This window comes from Sphingobacterium sp. SGR-19 (assembly GCF_011043555.1).
Classification (GTDB): Bacteria; Bacteroidota; Bacteroidia; order Sphingobacteriales; family Sphingobacteriaceae; genus Sphingobacterium.
Genome location: NZ_JAAKGS010000009.1, coordinates 171,560 through 193,112, shown reverse-complemented (window position 1 = coordinate 193,112; position 21,553 = coordinate 171,560). Strand labels below are relative to the sequence as shown.

Below are 21,553 nucleotides of genomic sequence, written 5' to 3'. Positions count from 1 at the left end.
TTTCCAGAAAAACAAAAAACCATTCATATTGAGGGGGATAAATTTAATGCGTCGCTATATAAATAGCGTACCTCGTCCCGCAAATTGTAGCGCGAGGCCATAACTTCACCATAGGCGCCTGCTGTACGGATGGCTATTAAGTCCCCTCTTTCCGATTTTGGCAGGGGCACTTCTTTACCGAAACAGTCAGAACTCTCGCAGATCGGCCCTACTACATCATACTGAATGGTTGGTTCTTCGTCTGTATCTACACGTTCTATTTTATGGTATGCTTGATAAAGTGCTGGTCTCATTAGCTCTGTCATCCCCGCATCAACTACCAGAAAGTGTTTCTTTACACCACTTTTAGTATAAAGCACCTTCGTGATAAGCGATCCAGATTGCGCCACTAAAGCACGTCCCAATTCGAAATGTACCTCTTGATGTGCATTCCGTTCCAAAAACCGGTCGAATATATCAAAATACGTCTCGAAATCCGGAATTGGGTTCTCGTGTGGATGCTGATAATCTACGCCCAATCCGCCACCAACATTCAATACTTTGATCTGCGTTCCACGTTCTTCAAACCAATTTTTCCACTCGTTTACTTTTACACATAAACTCTTGAAGACGTTCATATCGGTAATCTGCGAACCAACATGAAAGTGTAACCCCACTAACTCTACATGCTGTGCCTGCCGGATAACTGATGCAGCGCTTTCAAGTTCAGAAGTCGGAACGCCGAACTTGTTTTCGTCGAGTCCGGTAGTGATATAATGATGTGTGTTTGCGTCGATGTTCGGATTAATTCTTAACGACACATTAGCAATGACACCCACCTTACCAGCCAACTCATTGATGACTTCCATCTCTTGAATCGATTCCACGTTAAAAGCAAAGATACCATGCTGCAATGACAAGATTATTTCTTTGTCCGATTTACCAACCCCTGCAAATGTGATCTTATCAACTGCAAAGCCTAAATCAATTGCTTTTTGCACTTCATTTCCACTCACACAATCTGCTCCGAGTCCCTTCGATTGGATCACAGACAACAAGCGATCGTTAAAATTGGCTTTCAGTGCATAGTGCACATGAAAGCCCCGTTTATCTGCCGCACGTTTCGCTTGCTCCAATGTCTCTTCCAACAGATTTAGATCGTAGTAGTAGAACGGCGTTTCTAATTCTTTAATTCTTTCTCGCTGACTGTTATTAAACAACATATAATCTCTATTCGTAATTCGTGAATCTTCTAAAATAACCTATTATGCAAAGAACGGAGTGCTTCTGTTTTATGACTGGTATCCAAAAGGATAGAGACATTATAATCCGATCCTCCATAAGAAATCATCCGCAAAGGAAGGTGCTTGATTGCATCCAATACTTTGGCTGCGTATCCATGCGTATTGGCACTAAAGTCTCCTACCACACAGACGATGGTCTGATCACGATCTATATGTACAGAACCGAAGTCTTCGACCTCTTTGATGATGTCTTCTAAATTTCTGGTGTCATCCACAGTCAGCGAAACAGCCACCTCCGATGTTGTAATCATATCGATAGGTGTTTTATAGCGTTCAAATATCTCGAATATCTTACGTAAGAAACCATAAGCTAACAACATACGGGAAGAGTGGATATGGATGGCCGTAATTCCATCTTTAGCCGCAATCGCCCTAATTTGTCCATTGCTCCCACCCTCTTTGCTTATTAGCGTACCTGCTGCCTGTGGATCCATTGTGTTCAGTAAACGCACGGGCACATTATATCGTTGCGCTGGGAAAACACTTTGTGGGTGCAAAATCTTTGCACCGAAATAAGCTAGCTCTGCGGCTTCATCGAAACTAAGATTGGCTATCGGATGCGTTCCTTTTACGATACGCGGATCGTTATTGTGCATCCCATCAATGTCCGTCCAAATCTGTACTTCGTCTGCTTGGATAGCGGCGCCAATAAGCGAAGCTGTATAATCAGATCCTCCACGACGTAGATTGTCTATTTCGCCAAACGAGTTCCGACAGATATAACCTTGCGTAATAAATAGGGTATTATCGGGAAATTCTGCCAGCAAAGTAGAAAGCTTCTCGCCAATATAGGGTACCATGGGCTCGTTATCTTCATCTATTTTCATAAAATCCAATGCTGGCAACAATACCGATGGAACGCCGATTTCTTCTAAATGGAAGTGAAACAACGTGGTCGACAACAGTTCTCCCTGCGCCAAAATTATCTTTTCTTCTACAGGTGTAAACATCTCATTACCCAAAGAAGCGATATAATTGAAGTGATAGTCAATTAAATCCTTTCCTTTTTCGAGTCCTTGTGCTGTGGTGAAAAGCTCCTTAATTAAGTCTTCGTACTTATCCTTATGTTGTTTAATTAGACTTAATGCCTCCTCCGTCTTTCCAGCTAAAAATGCATGCCCTATTTCGACCAAAGCATTGGTTGTACCGGCGACTGCCGATAGAACGACAACCTGGCGCTCCGTAGGATTTACAATATCCAACAACCCTTTGATACGTTGGGCACTTCCCACCGATGTGCCACCAAATTTTAGAATTTTCATTAGAGTAATTATCTATGAGTGTTAAGTTTCAAGCTTGCATAAATTTGTATTCTTTGCGATGTAATTTATGCAGGTCCATCTGAATAAATTGTCTATAAAAACCTGTAAATGTAGTTATTTTACACAAAAAAGCGGCACAAATGCTTTTCATTGCTTTTGTGCCGCATATTTTTATGCGGAAGAACTACTTCTTCAGTGCATCTATAAGCAGCGTCGCCAATTCGATACCGATCCGCTCCTGTGCTTCATTTGTTGCCGCTCCGATATGCGGTGTCAAAGAAATCCGGGGGTGGCTCAAAATCTCCTGTCTTGGCGTTGGTTCATTGTCAAATACGTCTAATGCTGCAAAAGATACTTTACCTGAATCAAGTGCGTTGATTAGCTCTAGTTCATCTATTACGCCACCACGAGCAGCATTTACTAACCCTACTCCATCTTTTAACAAAGCAAATTCTTCTTTTCCGATAGCAGGTTTATCCAAAAAAGGAACATGAAGTGTAATGAAATCAGATTGCTTTAATACTTCTTCGAAAGCCACTTGTTTCACAGGCAAGTCCACCTGGATTCCACCGGTGAACGTCAGCGATAAGGATGTCGGCCCATCGAATAGATCGGTGTAGATAATGTCCATACCCAACCCGAGGGCTACCTTGGCAGTCTCCCGACCAATCCTTCCAAATCCAACAACACCTAAAGTTTTCCCTCTTAATTCCACACCTTTCGCGTAGGCTTTTTTAAGTCCTGCGAAATTCGTGTTCCCTTCTAAGGGCATCTTGCGATTGGAGTCGTACAAAAAGCGTACACCATTTAAAAGGTGAGCAAATACAAGTTCTCCTACAGATAACGATGACGCGGCAGGTGTATTGATGACGGCAATACCTTTTGAGCGTGCATAATCGACATCAATGTTATCCATTCCTACACCACCACGTCCAATAGCTTTAATATTCGGGCACACATCAAGCAATGCTTGACGAACTTTCGTGGCGCTGCGTACGGTAATGGCATCATAAGCCTGTAATTTTTCTGCAAGCTCTTCTTGCGGAATATGGTTTGTATCTACCTCAAATCCGGCATCTTCCAACAGTTTCTTACCCGCTGCATCAATGCCGTCGTTTGCTAATATCTTCATTTAATAAATTGTTTTTTCTATTTATTACTCAATTCTTCAAATTCTTTCATCACATCTACTAAGGCATTAATAGAACTAATACCCAAGGCGTTATAAATCGATGCTCTGAAACCTCCTACTGAACGGTGCCCTTTGATTCCTATCATTCCACGCTCCTGTGCAAGCTTCAAGAAAGCAGCTTCCTGCTCTGGCGTATCCATAACGAACGTCACATTCATCCGAGAACGATCCTCTTCATTCGCTGTTCCTCTGAAATACGGGTTCCGTTCTATCTCATCATACAACGTACGTGCTTTAATGATATTTTCTTGTTCAATTACGGATATACCGCCTTTCTCCTTTAACCAACGTAGGTTCAACATCGACACATAAATAGAGAATACCGGGGGAGTATTATAAAGTGATTCGGCTTTTGCATGTGTTTGATAATCAAATATAGACGGTATGGTACGACCGGTTTTCCCTAAAATATCATTTTTTACTATGACCAATGTAACGCCCGCAGGCCCCATGTTTTTCTGCGCACCGGCATAAATCAAATCATAATCAGCCACATTGATTACACGGCTCAATATATCTGATGACATATCAACTACTATTGGCAAATTAATATCTGGCGTTTCAAAAACTTCCGTACCGTAAATTGTATTATTTGATGTGTAATGGAAATACGCAGCATCTGCAGGTACCGAAAACTTCTTAGGAATATAGGTATAGTTTTTATCGGATGAGGATGCCACAATCTCGACTTCTCCTATTTTCGACGCTTCTTTTGCAGCTTTTGTCGCCCAAACTCCAGTATCTAAATAGGCCGCTTTCCCCCCTTCGGGCAATAGATTCATCGGAACCATGGCAAATTGCTGACTTGCTCCTCCTTGTAAAAATAAAATAGAATAGTCAGCCGGAACATCCATAAGCTCACGTACCAAAGCCTCCGCCTCTTGAATCACTTGCTCAAATTCTTTGGAACGGTGCGATATTTCAAGAATAGAAAGCCCAGTATTATTGAAATCAATTACCGCTTGCGAAGCTTCTTGAAATACTTCCTTTGGAAGTATGCATGGTCCTGCCCCAAAATTGTGTTTCATCATGAATTTATTTTATGTGAATAAATGAACCGCAAAAATAGCACATTTTTTAATTTTCCTCATATTTCTTAAACTTTTATTGACAAATAAATAAGCATTTCTTTTGTTTTATAAAAAAATGACATATAATAAACGAATTGCACAATATCTTCTTATCCTTCCGATATCTCGAAAATATACAAATATTCCCGATGTCCGTACTTTACTCCCCGCTTTATACCAACATATATTTTAGACACTTGAACGCTCGGTGATTATCAAAAAAAATCGTAACTTCGCATGCGATGTGTGAATATTTTTTTGGGGACACATTAGTTTTATTGAAACCACATAAATATGGCTGAAGAAACAGAAAACGAAAACAATCTAGTACCTGCAAACGACAGAATCATTCCAATCAATATCGAGGATCAAATGAAATCTGCCTACATAGATTATTCTATGTCGGTTATCGTTTCTCGCGCTCTACCCGACGCAAGAGACGGCTTGAAACCTGTACACAGACGTGTATTATACGGGATGTTAGATCTAGGTGTAACGAGTGGCAAACCTTATAAGAAATCCGCTCGTATCGTTGGAGATGTGCTGGGTAAGTATCACCCACATGGTGACTCTTCAGTATATGATGCCATGGTGCGCTTGGCGCAAGACTGGAGCATGCGCTACCCATTGGTAGATGGACAAGGTAACTATGGTTCTATCGATGGCGACCCTCCTGCGGCCATGCGTTATACAGAGGCACGTCTAAAGAAATTGTCAGAGGAAATGCTTTCCGACATCAACAAGGATACAGTAGACTTTCAACTGAACTTTGACGATTCGTTGCAAGAGCCTACTGTATTACCCACCCGTATCCCTAACCTTCTTGTGAACGGAGCGTCAGGTATTGCTGTGGGTATGGCTACAAATATGGCTCCTCACAACCTGACCGAAGTGGTAGATGGTACCATTGCCTACATTGATAACCGCGATATCGAAATTTCGGAATTGATGCAGCACATCAAAGGACCGGATTTTCCGACCGGTGGTATTATATATGGTTACAATGGCGTAAAGGATGCTTGTGAAACGGGTAGAGGACGTATTGTCATGCGCGCTAAAGCGGAAATCGAGACACTTAAAAACGGGCGGGAATGCATTATCGTGACTGAGATTCCGTACCAGGTGAACAAAGCCAATATGATTGAGCGGACAGCGGAACTGGTCAATGAGAAAAAGATCGAGGGTATTTCGACTATCCGCGATGAATCTGATAGAGAGGGTTTCCGGATTGTATATGAAATCAAACGTGAAGCAAATGCGAATGTTGTATTGAACAACCTTTATAAATATACTGCTTTACAAACTTCTTTTTCTGTAAACAACATTGCTCTAGTAAAAGGGCGTCCGATGTTGTTGAACTTAAAGGACATGATCCACGAATTTGTGGAGCATAGGCATGAAGTGGTTATTCGCCGAACCAAATTTGAATTGGCAGAGGCGGAAAAACGAGCGCATATATTAGAGGGATACCTTATCGCGCTTGACCATCTTGATGAAGTCATTAAGCTTATCCGTAACTCCGATACACCGGAAGATGCTCGTGTAGGCTTAATGAGCAGATTTGGCTTGACTGATATCCAAGCACGCGCTATCCTAGACATGACGCTTCGTCGTTTGACAGGACTGGAGCGTGATAAGATCAAGGAAGAATATGCCGAGCTGATGAAAACAATTGATTATTTGAAATCAGTACTTGCAGACGAAGACCTGCGCATGGAGATAATCAAAAAAGAACTTATCGAGATAAAAGAGAAATATGGTGATGAGCGTCGCTCTGTCATTGTGCATTCTGCAGAGGATATGCGCATGGAAGATTTCATCGATGATGAAGAGATTGTTATTACGATTTCACATAATTCATACGTGAAGCGCACACCGCTGACAGAATATCGCCGTCAGGGACGTGGTGGTAAAGGCTCGATCGGATCGACAACACGTGACGAGGATTTTACAGAGCACATTATCACAGCATCCGCACACAATTATCTGTTATTGTTCACGGATCACGGACGTTGTTTCTGGCTACGTGCTTTTGAAATTCCAGAGGGTAGCCGTACCTCCCGTGGACGGGCGTTGCAGAATATCATCAATGTACCGAAAGAAGAGAAGATCAGGGCCTTTATTAAGGTAACCAATCTTAAGGATCAGGAATATCTTGAGAACAACTTCATTATCATGTGTACGAAAAAAGGTACAATTAAGAAAACGTCTTTAGAGGCGTATTCAAGACCTCGTGCAAATGGTATAAATGCAATCAACATCAATGATGGCGACGAGTTATTGGAAGCATGTCTAACTACTGGAAACAGTGAAATTGTCATGGCGTTGCGCTCGGGACGTGCAATACGTTTCAACGAGTCCACTGTACGTCCGATGGGAAGAACAGCTACAGGGGTACGCGGTATTACGCTCGCTAACGACAAGGATGAAGTAGTTGGCATGATTGCTGTAGATAATTCCGAAACGACGGTACTTGTTGTTTCTGAAAAAGGTTACGGCAAACGTACCGATATTGAAGATTATCGCGTAACAAATCGAGGAGGTAAAGGTGTAAAAACCATTAATGTTACGGAGAAAACAGGTGAACTGGTTGCTATTAAAGGGGTTACCGATGAAGATGATTTAATGATCATCAACAAGTCGGGCATCGTGATCCGTATCGGTGTCGATACCCTTCGGGTGATGGGACGTGCAACACAAGGCGTGCGTCTGATTACACTGAAAGATACCGACGCTATAGCTTCAATTACGAAAGTAGAACGTGAGGAAGAAGTGGAAAACGGTGATGATAATGCAGATGAAAACAGTGTACCAAACGACACAACAGATGCTAAAGAAAACGAAGAATAAAATAGGGTTAAGCTTGCCCGTAATCGTTTCGGGCCTGCTATTGTTAGGATCTGTGCAAACTTTTGCTCAATCCAACTATAAAGAAAGCAGCAATAGTTTTGCGCGGTATACCAAATCGGGTGATATAAAGAATCTGGAAAGCGCAAAAAAATTCATAGACGAAACCTACAAAAACCGCCGTGACTCCAATAGTACGCGTGTAAACGTCCTTCGTGCTATGATATATAGTTCGATAGCATATGCGGATTCTACACGTAGTATAAAAAACCCAAGCGATCCCATTGACATTGCTTATGAGTCATTAAACAAAGTCAGAAAACGGGATTGGGAAAACTATCCTTCCGAGTTTAATTATGTCAAGCAGAATTTAGCAGCATCACATATTTATAAGGCAAAAAAATCGTTAGAAAAAGAAGACTATGCGGGCGCCTATGAAAGCTACCTAAAAGTACGGGATCTCAACATCCAAAATTATGATGTCACTTATAATCTTGCACTTTTAGCAGCACAAACCGAACAGTACGCCGCAGCAACTGCCTATTACAGTAATTTATTAAAGAGAGGCGATGCACCAGTGGAGTATTACCTGGAACTGGCAGAGGTTCACAAAAAAAATGGAGACAATCAAGCTGTACTAAATACATTACACGATGCGCGCACGAAGTTCCCAGAAAACAAGCAGGTATTGATGAACTTGATCCAACTGTTTGCTCAGAATAATGAGTACAAGGCTATTGCCCCGATTATTGACGAAGCAATAGCCCATGAGCCGGAAAATATCGATCTGAATTATCTTGCGGGATACGCAAACGAAACGGTTGGAAATATTGAAATTGCAAAAAGATATTATAGTAAGGTTTTACAGCTCGACCCAAATAATTATGAAGCAAATCTAGCATTAGGACTTATCTTTCTTAATGGTTTCCTACAAGACAGTGATAATGTAGAGGCCCAATTCCAAGCGCAAAATTTATTGCTAAAAGCAAACGAAATTCGCCCTTACGACGTTAATGCTTTGAGATCTCTTTCTTTGTATTATGAAAGATCAGGGGATCTCGCACAATTAGATCGTGTAAAATTATTATTGAATCAACTATCAAACAATTAGATATGAATATAAAAAAAGCAATATTATTTTCTTTATTGGTAGTAGCAGGAACTACTGCGTTCGCTCAGACCAGCAACTTACGAAAAGCAAAGGCAGGATTGCAAAAATTTCAAGAGCTACAAGGTGCCGGTTCAGCAGAATTAGGCAAAAATAGCTTAGAAAGTGCAAAAGAAGCGATAGACCAAGCTATTACCCATGACAAAACAAAAGACAATGCCGAAACTTGGACAATCTATGCTTTGGTCAACGCTAATTTAGCCACTTTAGAAAAGTCAGCAGAAGCAGTGCAAGCAGCAGAAGAAGGTATCAAAAAGGCGACAGAGTTGGACAGCGACGAAAAAAATAAAGAAAACATCGCGGTTGCCGGTCAGCTTTTAGGTCAATTTAATTTTGGCCAAGGTGCGGATGCATTTAATAGCCAAAAATATGACGAAGCTTATGCAGCTTTTGATCAGGCGCTGCGTTATCTTCCTGGAGATACGACATTACTCTACTATTCAGGCTTGGCTGCTATCCAAAAGCAAGACTATCCAAACGCTATTAAAAGATATGAGGAATTGATCCCGCAAAAGGAATTTTCTCAACATAAGTCGGTTATGGTAGATTTACCTAAACTATACCTATCAGCTAAGGATACCACCAATGCATTGGAATATGCCGCCAAAGCAGCGGCTGAATATCCGGAAGACAACGACGCTTCTGTACAAAATATCGAATTAAACCTTATGACTGGTAATGAGGATAAAATAATTAACGATATCGAAAATCAAATAGCAAAAGATGCAGATAATAAAGCGTTACACTACTATCTAGGTATTGCATATTCAGCATCGAATAATAATGATAAGGCTATCGAGGCGTATAAAAAAGCTGTCGAAATCGATCCAAATTACGTGGAAGCCAATAAAAATGCTTCGGCAACTATTATAAATGGTGTAAGGGACCAATTAAATGCACTTAACGAAGACAAAACGTTATCAAATAACGATTATAGCAAAAGAGTAGAAGAACTTAAGGTGCAGATTAAGGAAGCTTTACCCTATCTTGAAAAGGTAGTGGAATTGGATCCAAACGATATCGATGCATTAAGAAGTCTGAAGGGCTATTATGACTTCCAACAAGATGAGGCAAAATCAGCCGAAACACAGGCTAAAATTGAAGCATTACAACAATAATAGTGTTTGAAATAAAAAAAGAGCGTTGAAAACGCTCTTTTTTTATGCTTAGTTCTTTAGACTAATTTCCCTTAATAAATGTTCATCGACGAAGTCGTCAACCGAACGCCCCATACGTTGCCAAGTCATATAGGAGTTAACAAACACACCATTAGAAAGAATAGGCTCTGTAGATTTAAGGTAAAGCACATCGCCCTCAAAATCTATCTTCCGATGCTGCAGCTGATTTTTCCAGTTCGGGAACAACGAGCTTTCTATGCAATATGTAACGATAGCATTATTGTTGTCTATTTTGTATTTTCCAGAAAAGGCTATATATCCCTGCAAGGAAGAGGCCATTTCCTCCTGCGTAGCCATCATCTTATCGTTACTTTTATAAAGCAATCGTTCCTCTTTAGATATTTGTACCGCCATGTAGCCATCAGAAGAATACATAAGTATTCCATAAGGGTTCTTTCCCATTGGGAAAAGTGAATCGTCACCTTTTATGGGGACTTCAATATAGGATAAGAGTTTCCAAGTTCCTATTAGTTCGTTTTTTATTGATGTCATAATAGATGCTGTAGCACTAGTTTGTAATAGTAACGCTTTTCTTCTCAACTTAGTTTACATGATGATGATGTATGATGAAATTTTGACATTTTTTTTGTTACTTTAAACCATAAAAAGAGCTATGATCCTATCGGAGATTGATATTGTGGACGACATAAGCAAGGAAGTGTTTTTAGAAAAATACTTCAAGCCTCAAAAACCCGTTCTTATTAAAGGGTTTGCAAAAAAGTGGGAAGCATACGACAAGTGGAATTTAGATTATATATATGAGCAGGCGGGCGAACAAGTTGTCGGGCTTTATGATAACAAACCAGCCGATCCCAATAAAGCGACAGATGAACCTGCTACCCACATGAAGATGCGAGACTACATCCGTCTTATCAAAACGCAATCGTCCGATCTACGGATTTTCTTCTATATCATTACGGATAAACTACCTGAATTACTCAAGAATTTCTCTTATCCTGATTTAGGCTTTAAATATTTCAAACGCATCCCAACACTATTTTTTGGAGGCAATGAAGCTCGCGTGCTTATGCATTATGACGTCGACCTAGGCGATTTATTGCATTTTCAATTCGAAGGCAAGAAAAGGGTCTTATTGTTTCCTCCAGAAGAAGCCGCTTTTTTATACAAAGTTCCCCTTGCTGTGCATACCATTTATAATGTAGACTATGAGCGCCCGGACTATACGCAGTTTCCAGCATTACGCTATGCAAAAGGGTATGAAATTTTCATGGAACACGGCGATGCGCTCTTCATGCCGAGTGGTTATTGGCACTTTAACCGCTATTTAGAAGCGGGGTTCTCCATTACGCTACGCTCTTTTCCCAGTTCGCCACAAAGACTTTTGAAAATGCTGAACGAGGTCTTCTTTATCCGATACACCGATAAATTTATGCGTAAACTCTTCAAACAAAAATGGGTGGATTACAAACAACGAAAAGCTTTTGAACGGAGTCAAAAGGCTTTAAACGTTTATTTGAAACAATCAAATCCGTAAAATGTATCACGATGCATTTCTTTTTCTTTTCACTTTGTCAAATAATTAGTTATCTTTGCACACTCGTAAAAAGTACGAGTATTAATTAAATTAAAACAAATTTATTAAACACAATGCAACAGTACGAATCTGTCATTATTCTTACCCCGTTGCTTTCAGAGGACGTAGCGAAAGAAGCAATCGCTAAATTCAAAAGCATCCTTACTGAAGGCGGAGCCGAAATTGTCGCTGAAGACAATTGGGGTTTGAAAAAATTAGCGTATCCAATCCAGAAGAAAACTACTGGATTCTATCACCTAACTGAATTCAAGGCTCCGGGTGAATTAATTCAAAAACTAGAGCTTGAATACAAACGTGACGAGCGCGTGATGCGTTTCTTAACTATTGCTTTAGACAAACATGCAATAGCTTACAACGAGAAAAAACGTAGCGGTGCATTCAACAAAAAAGCTGAAACTAAAACGGAGGAGGTAGCAAACTAATGGCAAACGAAAATATCCAATACGTAACAGCTCCTAAAGTAGAGGACAACCGTAAAAAATACTGTCGTTTTAAAAAGAACGGTATTAAGTATATCGACTATAAAGACGCAAACTTTTTATTGAAATTTGTAAACGATCAAGGTAAAATCTTACCTCGTCGTCTAACGGGTACATCATTGAAATTCCAACGTAAAGTAGCTCAAGCCGTTAAACGTGCACGCATCGTCGGACTATTACCTTACGTAGCAGATTCATTAAAATAAGGAGGAAACGACATGGAAGTTATATTAAAACAAGATATTAAACACCTTGGCGAGAAAGATGATATCGTAACGGTAAAACCAGGTTATGGTCGCAACTATTTAATTCCTCAAGGATTTGCAAACTTAGCTACACCGTCTGCTAAGAAGGTATTGGCTGAGAATATTAAACAAGCTCAGTTCAAACAAGAAAAAATCAAGAAAGACGCAACAGAATTAGCGGGTAAATTGGAAAGTATCAAACTTACTATTGGCGCTAAAGCTGGTGAATCCGGAAAAATCTTTGGTAAAGTAAATAGCATCCAAATTGCGGAAGCTTTGAAAACACAAGGATATGACGTTGACCGTCGTCGCATCACTTTTGAAACTGAACCTAAAACAGTTGGTGAATACATCGCTAACTTAAACTTGCACAAAGAAGTTAAAGTTCAGATTCCGTTTGAAGTGGTGGCTGAATAATAAAATTAGACGCTTAAAAAAGAAAAGGAGATAACGATATGTTATCTCCTTTTCTTTTATTTGATGATTTCTTCTATTTCGCGGATGATCTTCTGTGCGATAGCATCCGCAGCTTCTGGTGTTGGCCCTTCCGAATAAATACGAATAATAGGCTCTGTGTTCGATTTTCGAAGATGTACCCATTCGTTTTCAAAGTCTATTTTCAAGCCGTCAATCGTCGTATATTGCTCCTCCTTATATTTTTCTTCCATTTTTTGAAGTAGGGCATCGATATCCAAATCCGGTGTTAACGTAATCTTATTCTTCGACATAAAATATTGTGGCAACGCTGCACGGTATGCTGATGCGGTTTTCTTCAATTTAGCTAGATGGCTTAAAAATAGCGCTACGCCCACAAGTGCGTCACGACCATAATGCGAATCCGGATAAATTACTCCTCCGTTGCCTTCGCCGCCAATGACGGCGTTTACCTCCTTCATTTTCGTTACGACATTGACCTCTCCCACCGCAGCCGCAAAATATTCACCTCCGTGTTTTACCGTCACGTCGTGTAAAGCACGTGTAGAAGAAAGATTGGAAACGGTGTTACCTTTGGTATGCTCGAGAATATAATCCGCGACCGCTACCAATGTATATTCTTCACCAAATAATTCTCCATCCTCCATCATAAACACCAAACGATCCACATCAGGGTCTACCGCAATCCCCAAATCTGCTTTATTGCTCAATACGGCTTGAGAAAGATCTGTTAAATGCTCTTTTAAAGGTTCCGGATTGTGTGGGAACTCTCCATTAGGTTCACAATGTATCTTATAGACCGTGTCCACACCCAACGCATTTAGCAAAGCAGGAATAAAGATACCTCCGGTACTATTCACCGCATCTACCGCTACCTTAAAACCTGCTTGACGAATAGCCTCTTTATCCACTAAAGGAAGTGCTAAAACGGCATCGATATGTTTTTGTAAATAACTATCATCTTTTGTTTCCTTACTCAATACACTTACTTCCGCAAAATCAAAATCTAGACTCTCGCCCAATGCCAAGACCTCTTTTCCTTCTTGATCACTAATGAACTCGCCCTGGCTGTTTAGTAGTTTCAAGGCATTCCATTGCCCAGGATTGTGAGAAGCTGTTAAGATAATACCGCCCGCAGCTTGCTCTAGGGGTACAGCAATCTCCACCGTAGGTGTAGTCGACAATCCTAAGTTGACCACGTCTGCACCTATCCCCTGCAGAGCGCCTACCACCAGGTTGCTAACCATTTCTCCGGATAAGCGTGCGTCGCGTCCTACAACAATCTTTTTGTTACCTGTCTTCTGCAAAAGGATTTTGCCAAATGCTGCCGTAAACTTAACAACGTCGATTGGTGTAAGCGCCTCTCCCGGCCTACCTCCAATTGTACCTCTAATACCTGATATTGATTTTATAAGTGTCATATTTCAAATTTAAAAAAGCTGATATATAAGCTCGGTGCTGTAAGCAGTCGTAAAATTAAGTTTATATCTTAAAATTTCATATAAAACTTTTAAAATTAAAAACGAAAGCTTACTTTTGTTGCAACATTGTATCATTTGATTAAAAGCCGATAATGTTGCTAATTATTCTTTACTTTTGAAGGATAATTTTAAATAAGCACAAATCTATGTTGAATCAACTCATTCATTTTGACCAAGAGATATTCTTGGCCATTAATCAAGGATTAAGTAATCCTTTTTTTGATTGGTTGCTACCTATTCTGCGAAATCCATACACATGGGCGCCTTTATATCTATTTCTGATTATTTTCTTCATCAAGCATTACGGTAAGATGGGGATATTAATCGTTGCTTTTACATTGGCCAATTTCGGTATTTCAGATGCGCTGTCGTCTCACGTCATCAAAAAAAATGTAAAGCGTGTACGCCCTTGCAATGATTTGGTTTTTAAAGAAGAAGCTAACGTTCGCGTACGTTGTGGCTCAGGATTTAGTTTTACTTCTTCTCACGCCACCAACCACTTTGCCATGGCTTTCTTTTGGATAGTCCTATTTCGCAGGCGATGGAAACATACGCTATGGCTCTGTATAACCTGGGCTGCGTTAATAAGTTTTTCCCAAATATATGTAGGAGTTCATTATCCTTTTGATATTCTTTGCGGTGCTATTCTCGGCATCTTAATTGGAACTGGAACGGGCTATCTTTTTAAACGCTTTTTTTCAGACTTTTTCAAAATAAACCATACTACAGAAACAGCAACAACATGAGTTCGTCATTAATCGTCAGCATTTTATTTATTTCGGCTTTTTTAAGTGGATTATCGGTATTTTTTGTCAAGAGAGACAACACAAATTTACTTAAACTTATTCTCTCTTTTAGTGGTGCTTACTTGTTTAGTATTACTGTATTACACTTAATCCCACACGTTTACATTAGTCAAAACACTAGTCCGGAAATAATTGGCTTGTATATATTGGGCGGTTTTCTATTCCAGCTCGTATTGGAGCAATTTTCTCAAGGTATTGAGCATGGTCATATCCATCATAGCGCCCATAGTGCTTTTCCGTTGGGTATTATGATAAGTTTGTGTTTACATGCTTTTTTAGAGGGCATGCCACTAGCCGCCGGACATCAGGCAGAGTTAGTTTTTGGTATTGCGATTCACCACGTACCCGCTGCTTTTGCTTTAGGAAGTTTGTTGCTTAATACACGACTCTCCAAAACCAAAATAACTACCTTTCTCCTCCTGTTTGCGGTTATGACCCCATTGGGCTTCTTAACGAGTAAAGGAATAAGTGAAGGAGAAATCGGGAATATAACACAGTACTTCGATAAGATTATGGCAATTGTTATCGGTATATTCCTTCACATTTCCACTACGATTTTATTTGAATCGGGTTCGGCAGACCACCATAAATTCAATCGAAAAAAAATGATCGCTGTTATACTGGGTGTGTTGGTGTCGTTAGCTAATTTCCTATTTGACGGACATGACCATCATCATCATGGGCCAGGTCATGATCATCATCACCACAATCATCATCACCACAATCATCATGAGCACTAAGCTTAATTATTAAACATATTAGTCTAACGAAATTAACAAATACACCTGTTTATACTTTAAAATCAGTCTAAATTAGCTAACTTTGGTGCGTACGTCAGATATTCTGAAATAGAGAATATAATTATATCATTTTTTAACACGATAAAATGCATAAAAGTTTCAGTCTTGATTTATTGGAAGTGGGAGAACAAGCGACTATACGGCAGCTTGATTCGTTGGAATTGCCTTCTAAATTTTACGAAATGGGGCTCCTTCCCGGAGCCGTTGTAGAAATTAAACATAAAGCCCCGTTTCATGGACCAATAGGTCTTCAAATTTCGAGCTCCCAAACATTAATTGCCATACGTAAGTCTGAAGCTTTACACATTTTCGTCGAAAAATAATATGAAGAATCCAATAGTAGCTTTTTTAGGAAACCCGAATGTAGGTAAAACTTCGCTATTTAACCGCATCACGAAATTACACCAACATGTAGGAAACTATCCGGGTATTACCGTAGAAAAAAGAGAAGGCTCTGTGAAAGCTAACGGTAAAACGTATCGCATCATCGATTTACCAGGTACTTATACGTTATTCCCTACGTCAATGGACGAGGAAATTGTATACAATGTTTTAGCAGATAAAGAGAATCCAGCGCATCCCGATTTAGTTGTTGTCGTTGCCGAGCCCAACAATATCAAGCGTTCTATCGTATTATATCAACAGGCTCGCGAATTAGGTGTTCCAGCCATTTTCGTTGTCAATATGATTGATGAAGTAAATGCCAAAGGAATGGACATTGACTATCAAAAATTGGAAGCCTATCTCCATACCAAAGTCTATACCACCGATGCCCGAAACGGAAAAGGAATAGCGCAGCTTATCCGCGCCTTTGACGAACGTCCGGGCTATTTCCCAAGCCAGTTTGAAGTTGATAATATTTACACAACTGCATTGGAAGAGGCGAAAAAAGCTTTTCCATTACATACAGAATATCAAACTTGGCAATTTATTGCGCAAGAGAACATCTCTTTTTTGACAACAGAACAACAGCAGACTTTAGTTGGTATTAGAGAAAAGCATCAACTCTCTTCCAATTCACTTCAACAAGCTGAGGCTATTAAACGTAACATAAAAATTGAAGAGGATTTAAAAACTATTATTCTCCAAAAAGATAATCATCATCTTCATCGAACGAATAAAATTGATAAAGTTTTGCTGCACCCTATTTGGGGTTATGTTATTTTCTTTTTCTTACTATTTCTCGTGTTCCAATTGGTGTTCATTTTATCCGAGCCTATCATGGATTGGATAGATGAAAACTTTTCAGCCCTTATCGATTATACCGCCAGCGTACTACCAGAAGGTCCGTTATCAGACCTGTTAACACAGGGTGTATTAGCTGGAATTGGCGGGATTATAATTTTTGTTCCGCAAATAGCCATTTTATTTTTGCTCATATCCCTTATGGAAGAAACAGGTTATATGAGCCGTGTCGTCTTTCTAATGGACAGGTGGCTTCGTCCTTATGGGCTAAACGGAAAATCGGTCATTCCGCTCATGTCGGGCGTAGGTTGTGCTGTTCCTGCAATTATGGCTGCCCGTAACATCGAGAATACAAAAGAACGATTGTTAACCATGTTGGTTACGCCTTTTATGACCTGTTCGGCACGCCTCCCTATTTATGTTGTCCTGATATCCTTAGTTATTCCGAATGAAACATTTCTAGGATTTGGCTTACAGGGGCTCGCATTGAATATACTTTATATTCTTGGAGTGGTAGCAGCTCTATTGTCTGCTGCTATCTTAAATAAAATCATCAAAAACCAACACAAGTCGTTCCTTATCTTTGAACTTCCCTCCTATAAGACACCTGACTGGAGAAATGTGGGTATGAACATGTGGGAGAAAACATCGGGTTTTCTATTCCAAGCGGGTAAAATCATCTTGGCAATGGCTATCATTTTATGGGTACTTGGTAATTTTGGCCCGAATGATAAATTTAGTAATGCCGACGAATACGTAAAACGAGCTAACCCGGCATTAAATGAAGATGAATTGGATGAAGAGGTGGCCTCCTTTAGATTGGAGCATTCTTTCCTAGGCTACATGGGTATGGGTATCGAGCCTCTTGTTAGACCTTTAGGCTACGATTGGAAAATGGGTATAGGGCTTATTTCATCGTTCGCTGCAAGGGAAGTGTTTGTGGGAACAATGGCCACGGTGTACAGTTTGGGTGAAGAAATTGACCCTGACGACGACGAAGAACGAGAAACGCTATTAAGTAGGATGCGATCGGAAATCAATAGAAATACCGGACAACCGTCTTACAATTTGGCATCAGGAATTTCGCTCCTTTTGTTTTACGCTTTTGCGATGCAATGTATGAGTACCATTGCGATCATGAAACGTGAAACTGGCTCGTGGAAATGGACATTGATACAGACGGTTATGATGACTGGTATAGCTTATATTGTTGCTTTTATCGCTTATCAGCTGTTGAAATGATTCGTGATTAACTTCGTTGAGCTCATTCGCAGGCGAGGTAGTTTAACTTTTAAATACGACAATAATGGTTCAATATATTATTATAGCTGTCCTTTTTATCATTGCATTAGTTTTTATGGTCAAAAAATTTCTACCTTCAAAAAATAAACAACAGGGTTGCAACAAAGGTTGTGGTTGTGCGATGACAGAGAAAATAACCTCTTAAATCAGCTATTTTAAATTTCATATTATGATAAAAAGCAGTTTGTTACTTTCCGCCGGACTGGTTTTAGCAAATCTATCTTTTGCGCAGAAAGCCATTATACAAAAAGCAGATTTAAAAAACGTAACGGTATTTACGAATGCGGCAGAATTAAATCATACCGCGAATATAAATCTCCCATCCGGTAGTAGTGAAATAGTCTTCACCCACGTGGCAAACGACATAGACGAAAATAGTATACAGATCGGTACCGGTACCAATGTCACTATTCTATCCGTGCGCCCCGCGTTAAATTACATTGATGCTGATGTCAAGACGGAAGCTTACAGCAAAGTTGAAAATGAGTATAAAAGCGCCTTAACGGCGTTAAAGAAATTACAGAATCAAAAGGCGACGGAAGAAAGCCTGCTAAAACTTTTGGAGCAAAACCAGAAAATATCCGGCAACAATAGTAGCACTACGGTCGCTGAATTGGCGAAGATGACGGAGTTCTACAAACCAAAATACCTCGAAGTAAAAAATAATATCACCGCTCTCGACGAAAAAATAACGGAGCAGCAAGATCTAGTGGATAAAGCGACGGTTCAATTTGACGAAGTCAAAGGACAAACATCGGGTTCGGGCGGGCAACTGATCGTACAGGTCATGAACAACCAAACGGGAAACCAACCATTTAACATTTCTTACTTAACAAGACAAGCGAACTGGAACGCTTCTTACGAATTGCGCGCTGCAAACACTACCTCCCCGCTCCAAATTGTGTATAAAGCCAATATCTCACAGCAGACGGGTGTCGATTGGCAACAAGTCAATCTACGGCTTTCTACATCGAATCCCTCACAAGGCGGTGTAGCACCTACTCTATCGCCTTGGCATTTGTATTATTACGACTTCGGAAGACAAAATACGTTGGAGGAGGTCGTAGTTGTGGGCGCAACTGCGCGTGCGAAACCTCAAAATCTCAGGATAAGAGGAGCTGCAGCTAACACCATAGCTGAGACTCCCCAAGCATTGGACGGCTATGTACAGCAAGTTGAAAATCAGCTCAACACCACCTTTGATATCGATATTCCATATACCATTGCTTCAAATGGGAAACAGCACGCTGTCAACCTTAAAGAATACACACATCCAGCGAGCTATCAATATTACGTTGCTCCACGTATCAACCAAGAGGTATTTTTATTGGCGGAGCTGATAGATTACGAGAAGTTAAATCTCGTTTCGGGGCAAGCGAACGTCATGTTTGAAAACATCCTGGTCGGAAAAACATTCATCAATCCGAATGAAGCCACAGACACGCTGAAACTAAGCTTGGGAAGAGACAAGATGATTTCCGTTAAACGGGAGAAAATCAATGATCTTTCTTCATCGAGATTGATAGGAAATAGCAGAACGCAAACGGCTATTTATGAAATAACCATTAAAAACAATAAGAAATCGCCTGTTAGCTTAACGCTGCAAGAGCAATTTCCATTATCTACAGATAAGGGTATGGACATTACGCTCGAAGAATCCAGCGGCGGAGAAGTAAATAAAGATACGGGTATCGTTACATGGAAATTGAATATTCCCGCTGGAGGTACACAAAAACTAAAATTCGGTTATTCTGTTAAACATCCGAAAGACAAACAAGTTAATTTGTTTTAGTAAAACTTGAACAATACATATTGAAAACAAATACTCCCGAAGACAAAAAACAGCTTAAGCGCGGATTAAGCAACAGACATATTCAGTTAATAGCCTTAGGCGGTGCCATTGGCACGGGTCTATTTTTGGGCGTCGGGCAAGCAGCTGTTCTGGCTGGGCCATCGGTTATACTTGGTTACGCCATTGCAGGGATCATCGCCTTTTTTATCATGCGGCAATTAGGGGAAATGGTGGTGCACGAACCTGTTTCGGGCAGCTTCAGCTATTTTGCAAACAAATATTGGGGGTCGTTTGCCGGATATGCTTCGGGTTGGAATTATTGGGTTCTTTATCTATTAGTCAGTATGGCCGAGTTGACAGCTATTGGTCACTATGTACAGTTCTGGTGGCCGGAAATTCCATTGTGGATATCTAGCTTGTTTTTCTTCATCGTAATCAACTCACTCAACCTGGCTTCAGTAAAAGTATACGGTGAAACAGAATTTTGGTTTTCCATTATCAAAGTAGTAGCTATTATCGCCATGATTATTTTTGGAGTTTACCTTCTGATAAGTGGAAAGGGCGGAGAACAAGCTACAATAGAAAACTTGACCAACGACGGAGGTTTCTTCCCAAAAGGTTGGTTGTCTAGTAATGAAAATGGTGCTTACCAAGGGCTTTTAGCGGCATTGGTGATGATTATGTTTTCCTTTGGTGGACTGGAATTGGTCGGCATCACCGCCGCAGAGGCTGAAAATCCCGAAAAAAATATCCCCAAAGCGACAAACCAGGTGTTATGGCGCATACTTATTTTTTATATCGGTTCATTACTGGTGTTGTTTTCGCTCATGCCCTGGCGTAATATCACGCCTGAAACAAGTCCGTTTGTAGAAGTTTTTGCCAGTCTAAAAGGGTTACAGTTTGAACTTTTTGGCATAACGTATTATTTTACAAATATCATTGCAAATGCATTGAATGTTATTGTGCTTACCGCAGCACTTTCTGTATATAATAGTTGTGTATATAGTAACTCGCGGATGCTTTTTGGTTTGGCCGAGCAAGGCAATGCCCCAAAGTTTCTGACGAAATTGAATAAGAACCATTCTCCTGTGAACGCCATCTTAGTTTCTGCGGGGTTAGTCGCGATATGTATCATCGTCAACAAGTTGATGCCGGAAAAGGCATTGGAGGTATTGATGAGTTTAGTCGTTTCATCACTCGTCATCAATTGGATTATGATATCTTTAACACATATTTTTTTCAGAAGAAAAATAACCGAAAGGTTAGAAACCTCGTCATTTCCCACGCTTTTATATCCTATCAGTAACTATGTCTCTCTTTTCTTTCTGTCGGGCGTACTGGTTATGATGTGGTTTACCGGGTTAAAGATTTCGGTAGAATTGATACCTATCTGGCTGATATTGCTATATATCACGTATCGATTGGTGCAACGCAATAAGAGTCAAGGAGAGCTTTGATAATAAAACCGTCAGC

Annotated in this window: 19 protein-coding genes; 13 read left to right on the top strand and 6 right to left on the bottom strand. The window is 40.2% G+C overall.

The window, feature by feature from the left end; translation table 11 throughout:
• Positions 1-23: 23 nt before the first annotated feature.
• From lysA to serC, 4 genes are all read right to left on the bottom strand, one after another.
• Positions 24-1,199: a diaminopimelate decarboxylase gene (lysA, locus tag G5B43_RS16125; RefSeq protein WP_410528492.1), complete on the bottom strand. Its 1,176-nt coding sequence runs from the start codon at positions 1,197-1,199 to the stop codon at positions 24-26.
• Between the two features lie 32 nt (positions 1,200-1,231).
• Positions 1,232-2,545 carry an aspartate kinase gene (locus G5B43_RS16120; protein WP_165295827.1) on the bottom strand — a complete coding sequence of 438 codons (1,314 nt, stop codon included), beginning with the start codon at positions 2,543-2,545 and terminating at the stop codon, positions 1,232-1,234.
• Positions 2,546-2,729: 184 nt separating this feature from the next.
• The gene (locus G5B43_RS16115; RefSeq protein WP_165295826.1) at positions 2,730-3,677 is read right to left on the bottom strand and encodes a D-2-hydroxyacid dehydrogenase; all 948 of its coding nucleotides are present in this window, start codon (positions 3,675-3,677) and stop codon (positions 2,730-2,732) included.
• A 17-nt stretch (positions 3,678-3,694) separates the two neighbouring features.
• Positions 3,695-4,765 carry a 3-phosphoserine/phosphohydroxythreonine transaminase gene (gene serC / locus G5B43_RS16110; RefSeq protein ID WP_165295881.1) on the bottom strand — a complete coding sequence of 357 codons (1,071 nt, stop codon included), beginning with the start codon at positions 4,763-4,765 and terminating at the stop codon, positions 3,695-3,697.
• A gap of 336 nt (positions 4,766-5,101) precedes the next feature.
• On the opposite strand from serC, the gene gyrA reads away from it, so the two are divergent.
• Genes gyrA through G5B43_RS16095 form a run of 3 tightly spaced genes read left to right on the top strand, consistent with a single transcriptional unit; the run spans position 5,102 to position 9,940 of the window.
• The gene (gyrA, locus tag G5B43_RS16105; RefSeq protein WP_165295825.1) at positions 5,102-7,657 is read left to right on the top strand and encodes a DNA gyrase subunit A; all 2,556 of its coding nucleotides are present in this window, start codon (positions 5,102-5,104) and stop codon (positions 7,655-7,657) included.
• Positions 7,599-8,765: a tetratricopeptide repeat protein gene (locus tag G5B43_RS16100; protein WP_240904893.1), complete on the top strand. Its 1,167-nt coding sequence runs from the start codon at positions 7,599-7,601 to the stop codon at positions 8,763-8,765. The genes gyrA and G5B43_RS16100 overlap by 59 nt, the downstream gene beginning before the upstream one ends.
• A 2-nt stretch (positions 8,766-8,767) precedes the next feature.
• A complete protein-coding gene (locus tag G5B43_RS16095; RefSeq protein WP_165295824.1) occupies positions 8,768-9,940 on the top strand; it encodes a tetratricopeptide repeat protein in 1,173 nt (390 codons plus the stop codon).
• A gap of 48 nt (positions 9,941-9,988) precedes the next feature.
• Here G5B43_RS16095 and G5B43_RS16090 read toward each other — a convergent pair whose 3' ends face one another.
• Positions 9,989-10,492: a lipocalin-like domain-containing protein gene (locus tag G5B43_RS16090; protein ID WP_165295823.1), complete on the bottom strand. Its 504-nt coding sequence runs from the start codon at positions 10,490-10,492 to the stop codon at positions 9,989-9,991.
• A 121-nt stretch (positions 10,493-10,613) separates the two neighbouring features.
• Between G5B43_RS16090 and G5B43_RS16085 the strand changes: the two genes are divergently transcribed.
• The 4 genes from G5B43_RS16085 to rplI all read left to right on the top strand — a co-directional run bounded on the left by G5B43_RS16085 (position 10,614) and on the right by rplI (position 12,696).
• Complete coding sequence (locus G5B43_RS16085; protein WP_165295822.1) at positions 10,614-11,495, top strand: cupin-like domain-containing protein; 882 nt, start codon at positions 10,614-10,616, stop codon at positions 11,493-11,495.
• Positions 11,496-11,608: 113 nt separating this feature from the next.
• The gene (gene rpsF, locus G5B43_RS16080; RefSeq protein ID WP_165295821.1) at positions 11,609-11,977 is read left to right on the top strand and encodes a 30S ribosomal protein S6; all 369 of its coding nucleotides are present in this window, start codon (positions 11,609-11,611) and stop codon (positions 11,975-11,977) included.
• Positions 11,977-12,240 carry a 30S ribosomal protein S18 gene (gene rpsR / locus G5B43_RS16075; protein ID WP_148920887.1) on the top strand — a complete coding sequence of 88 codons (264 nt, stop codon included), beginning with the start codon at positions 11,977-11,979 and terminating at the stop codon, positions 12,238-12,240. Before rpsF ends, rpsR begins: the two co-directional genes overlap by 1 nt.
• A gap of 12 nt (positions 12,241-12,252) precedes the next feature.
• Entirely contained in the window at positions 12,253-12,696 is a 444-nt protein-coding gene (rplI, locus tag G5B43_RS16070) for a 50S ribosomal protein L9 (RefSeq protein WP_165295820.1), read from the top strand.
• A gap of 56 nt (positions 12,697-12,752) precedes the next feature.
• Here the strand turns inward: rplI and glmM are convergent, their stop codons facing one another.
• Positions 12,753-14,135, bottom strand: a complete 1,383-nt coding sequence (gene glmM / locus G5B43_RS16065; RefSeq protein ID WP_165295819.1) for a phosphoglucosamine mutase — start codon at positions 14,133-14,135, stop codon at positions 12,753-12,755.
• A gap of 206 nt (positions 14,136-14,341) precedes the next feature.
• On the opposite strand from glmM, the gene G5B43_RS16060 reads away from it, so the two are divergent.
• From G5B43_RS16060 to G5B43_RS16035, 6 genes are all read left to right on the top strand, one after another.
• A complete protein-coding gene (locus G5B43_RS16060; protein WP_165295818.1) occupies positions 14,342-14,941 on the top strand; it encodes a phosphatase PAP2 family protein in 600 nt (199 codons plus the stop codon).
• On the top strand, positions 14,938-15,741 hold the full coding sequence (locus tag G5B43_RS16055) for a ZIP family metal transporter (protein ID WP_165295817.1): 804 nt from the start codon (positions 14,938-14,940) through the stop codon (positions 15,739-15,741). The genes G5B43_RS16060 and G5B43_RS16055 overlap by 4 nt, the downstream gene beginning before the upstream one ends.
• Before the next feature lie 146 nt (positions 15,742-15,887).
• A complete protein-coding gene (locus G5B43_RS16050; protein WP_165295816.1) occupies positions 15,888-16,124 on the top strand; it encodes a ferrous iron transport protein A in 237 nt (78 codons plus the stop codon).
• 1 nt (position 16,125) lies between these two features.
• On the top strand, positions 16,126-18,228 hold the full coding sequence (gene feoB, locus G5B43_RS16045) for a ferrous iron transport protein B (RefSeq protein WP_165295815.1): 2,103 nt from the start codon (positions 16,126-16,128) through the stop codon (positions 18,226-18,228).
• Between the two features lie 229 nt (positions 18,229-18,457).
• Positions 18,458-20,080, top strand: a complete 1,623-nt coding sequence (locus tag G5B43_RS16040) for a DUF4139 domain-containing protein (protein ID WP_206367395.1) — start codon at positions 18,458-18,460, stop codon at positions 20,078-20,080.
• A 20-nt stretch (positions 20,081-20,100) separates the two neighbouring features.
• Positions 20,101-21,537 carry an amino acid permease gene (locus tag G5B43_RS16035; protein ID WP_165295814.1) on the top strand — a complete coding sequence of 479 codons (1,437 nt, stop codon included), beginning with the start codon at positions 20,101-20,103 and terminating at the stop codon, positions 21,535-21,537.
• Positions 21,538-21,553 lie beyond the last annotated feature (16 nt).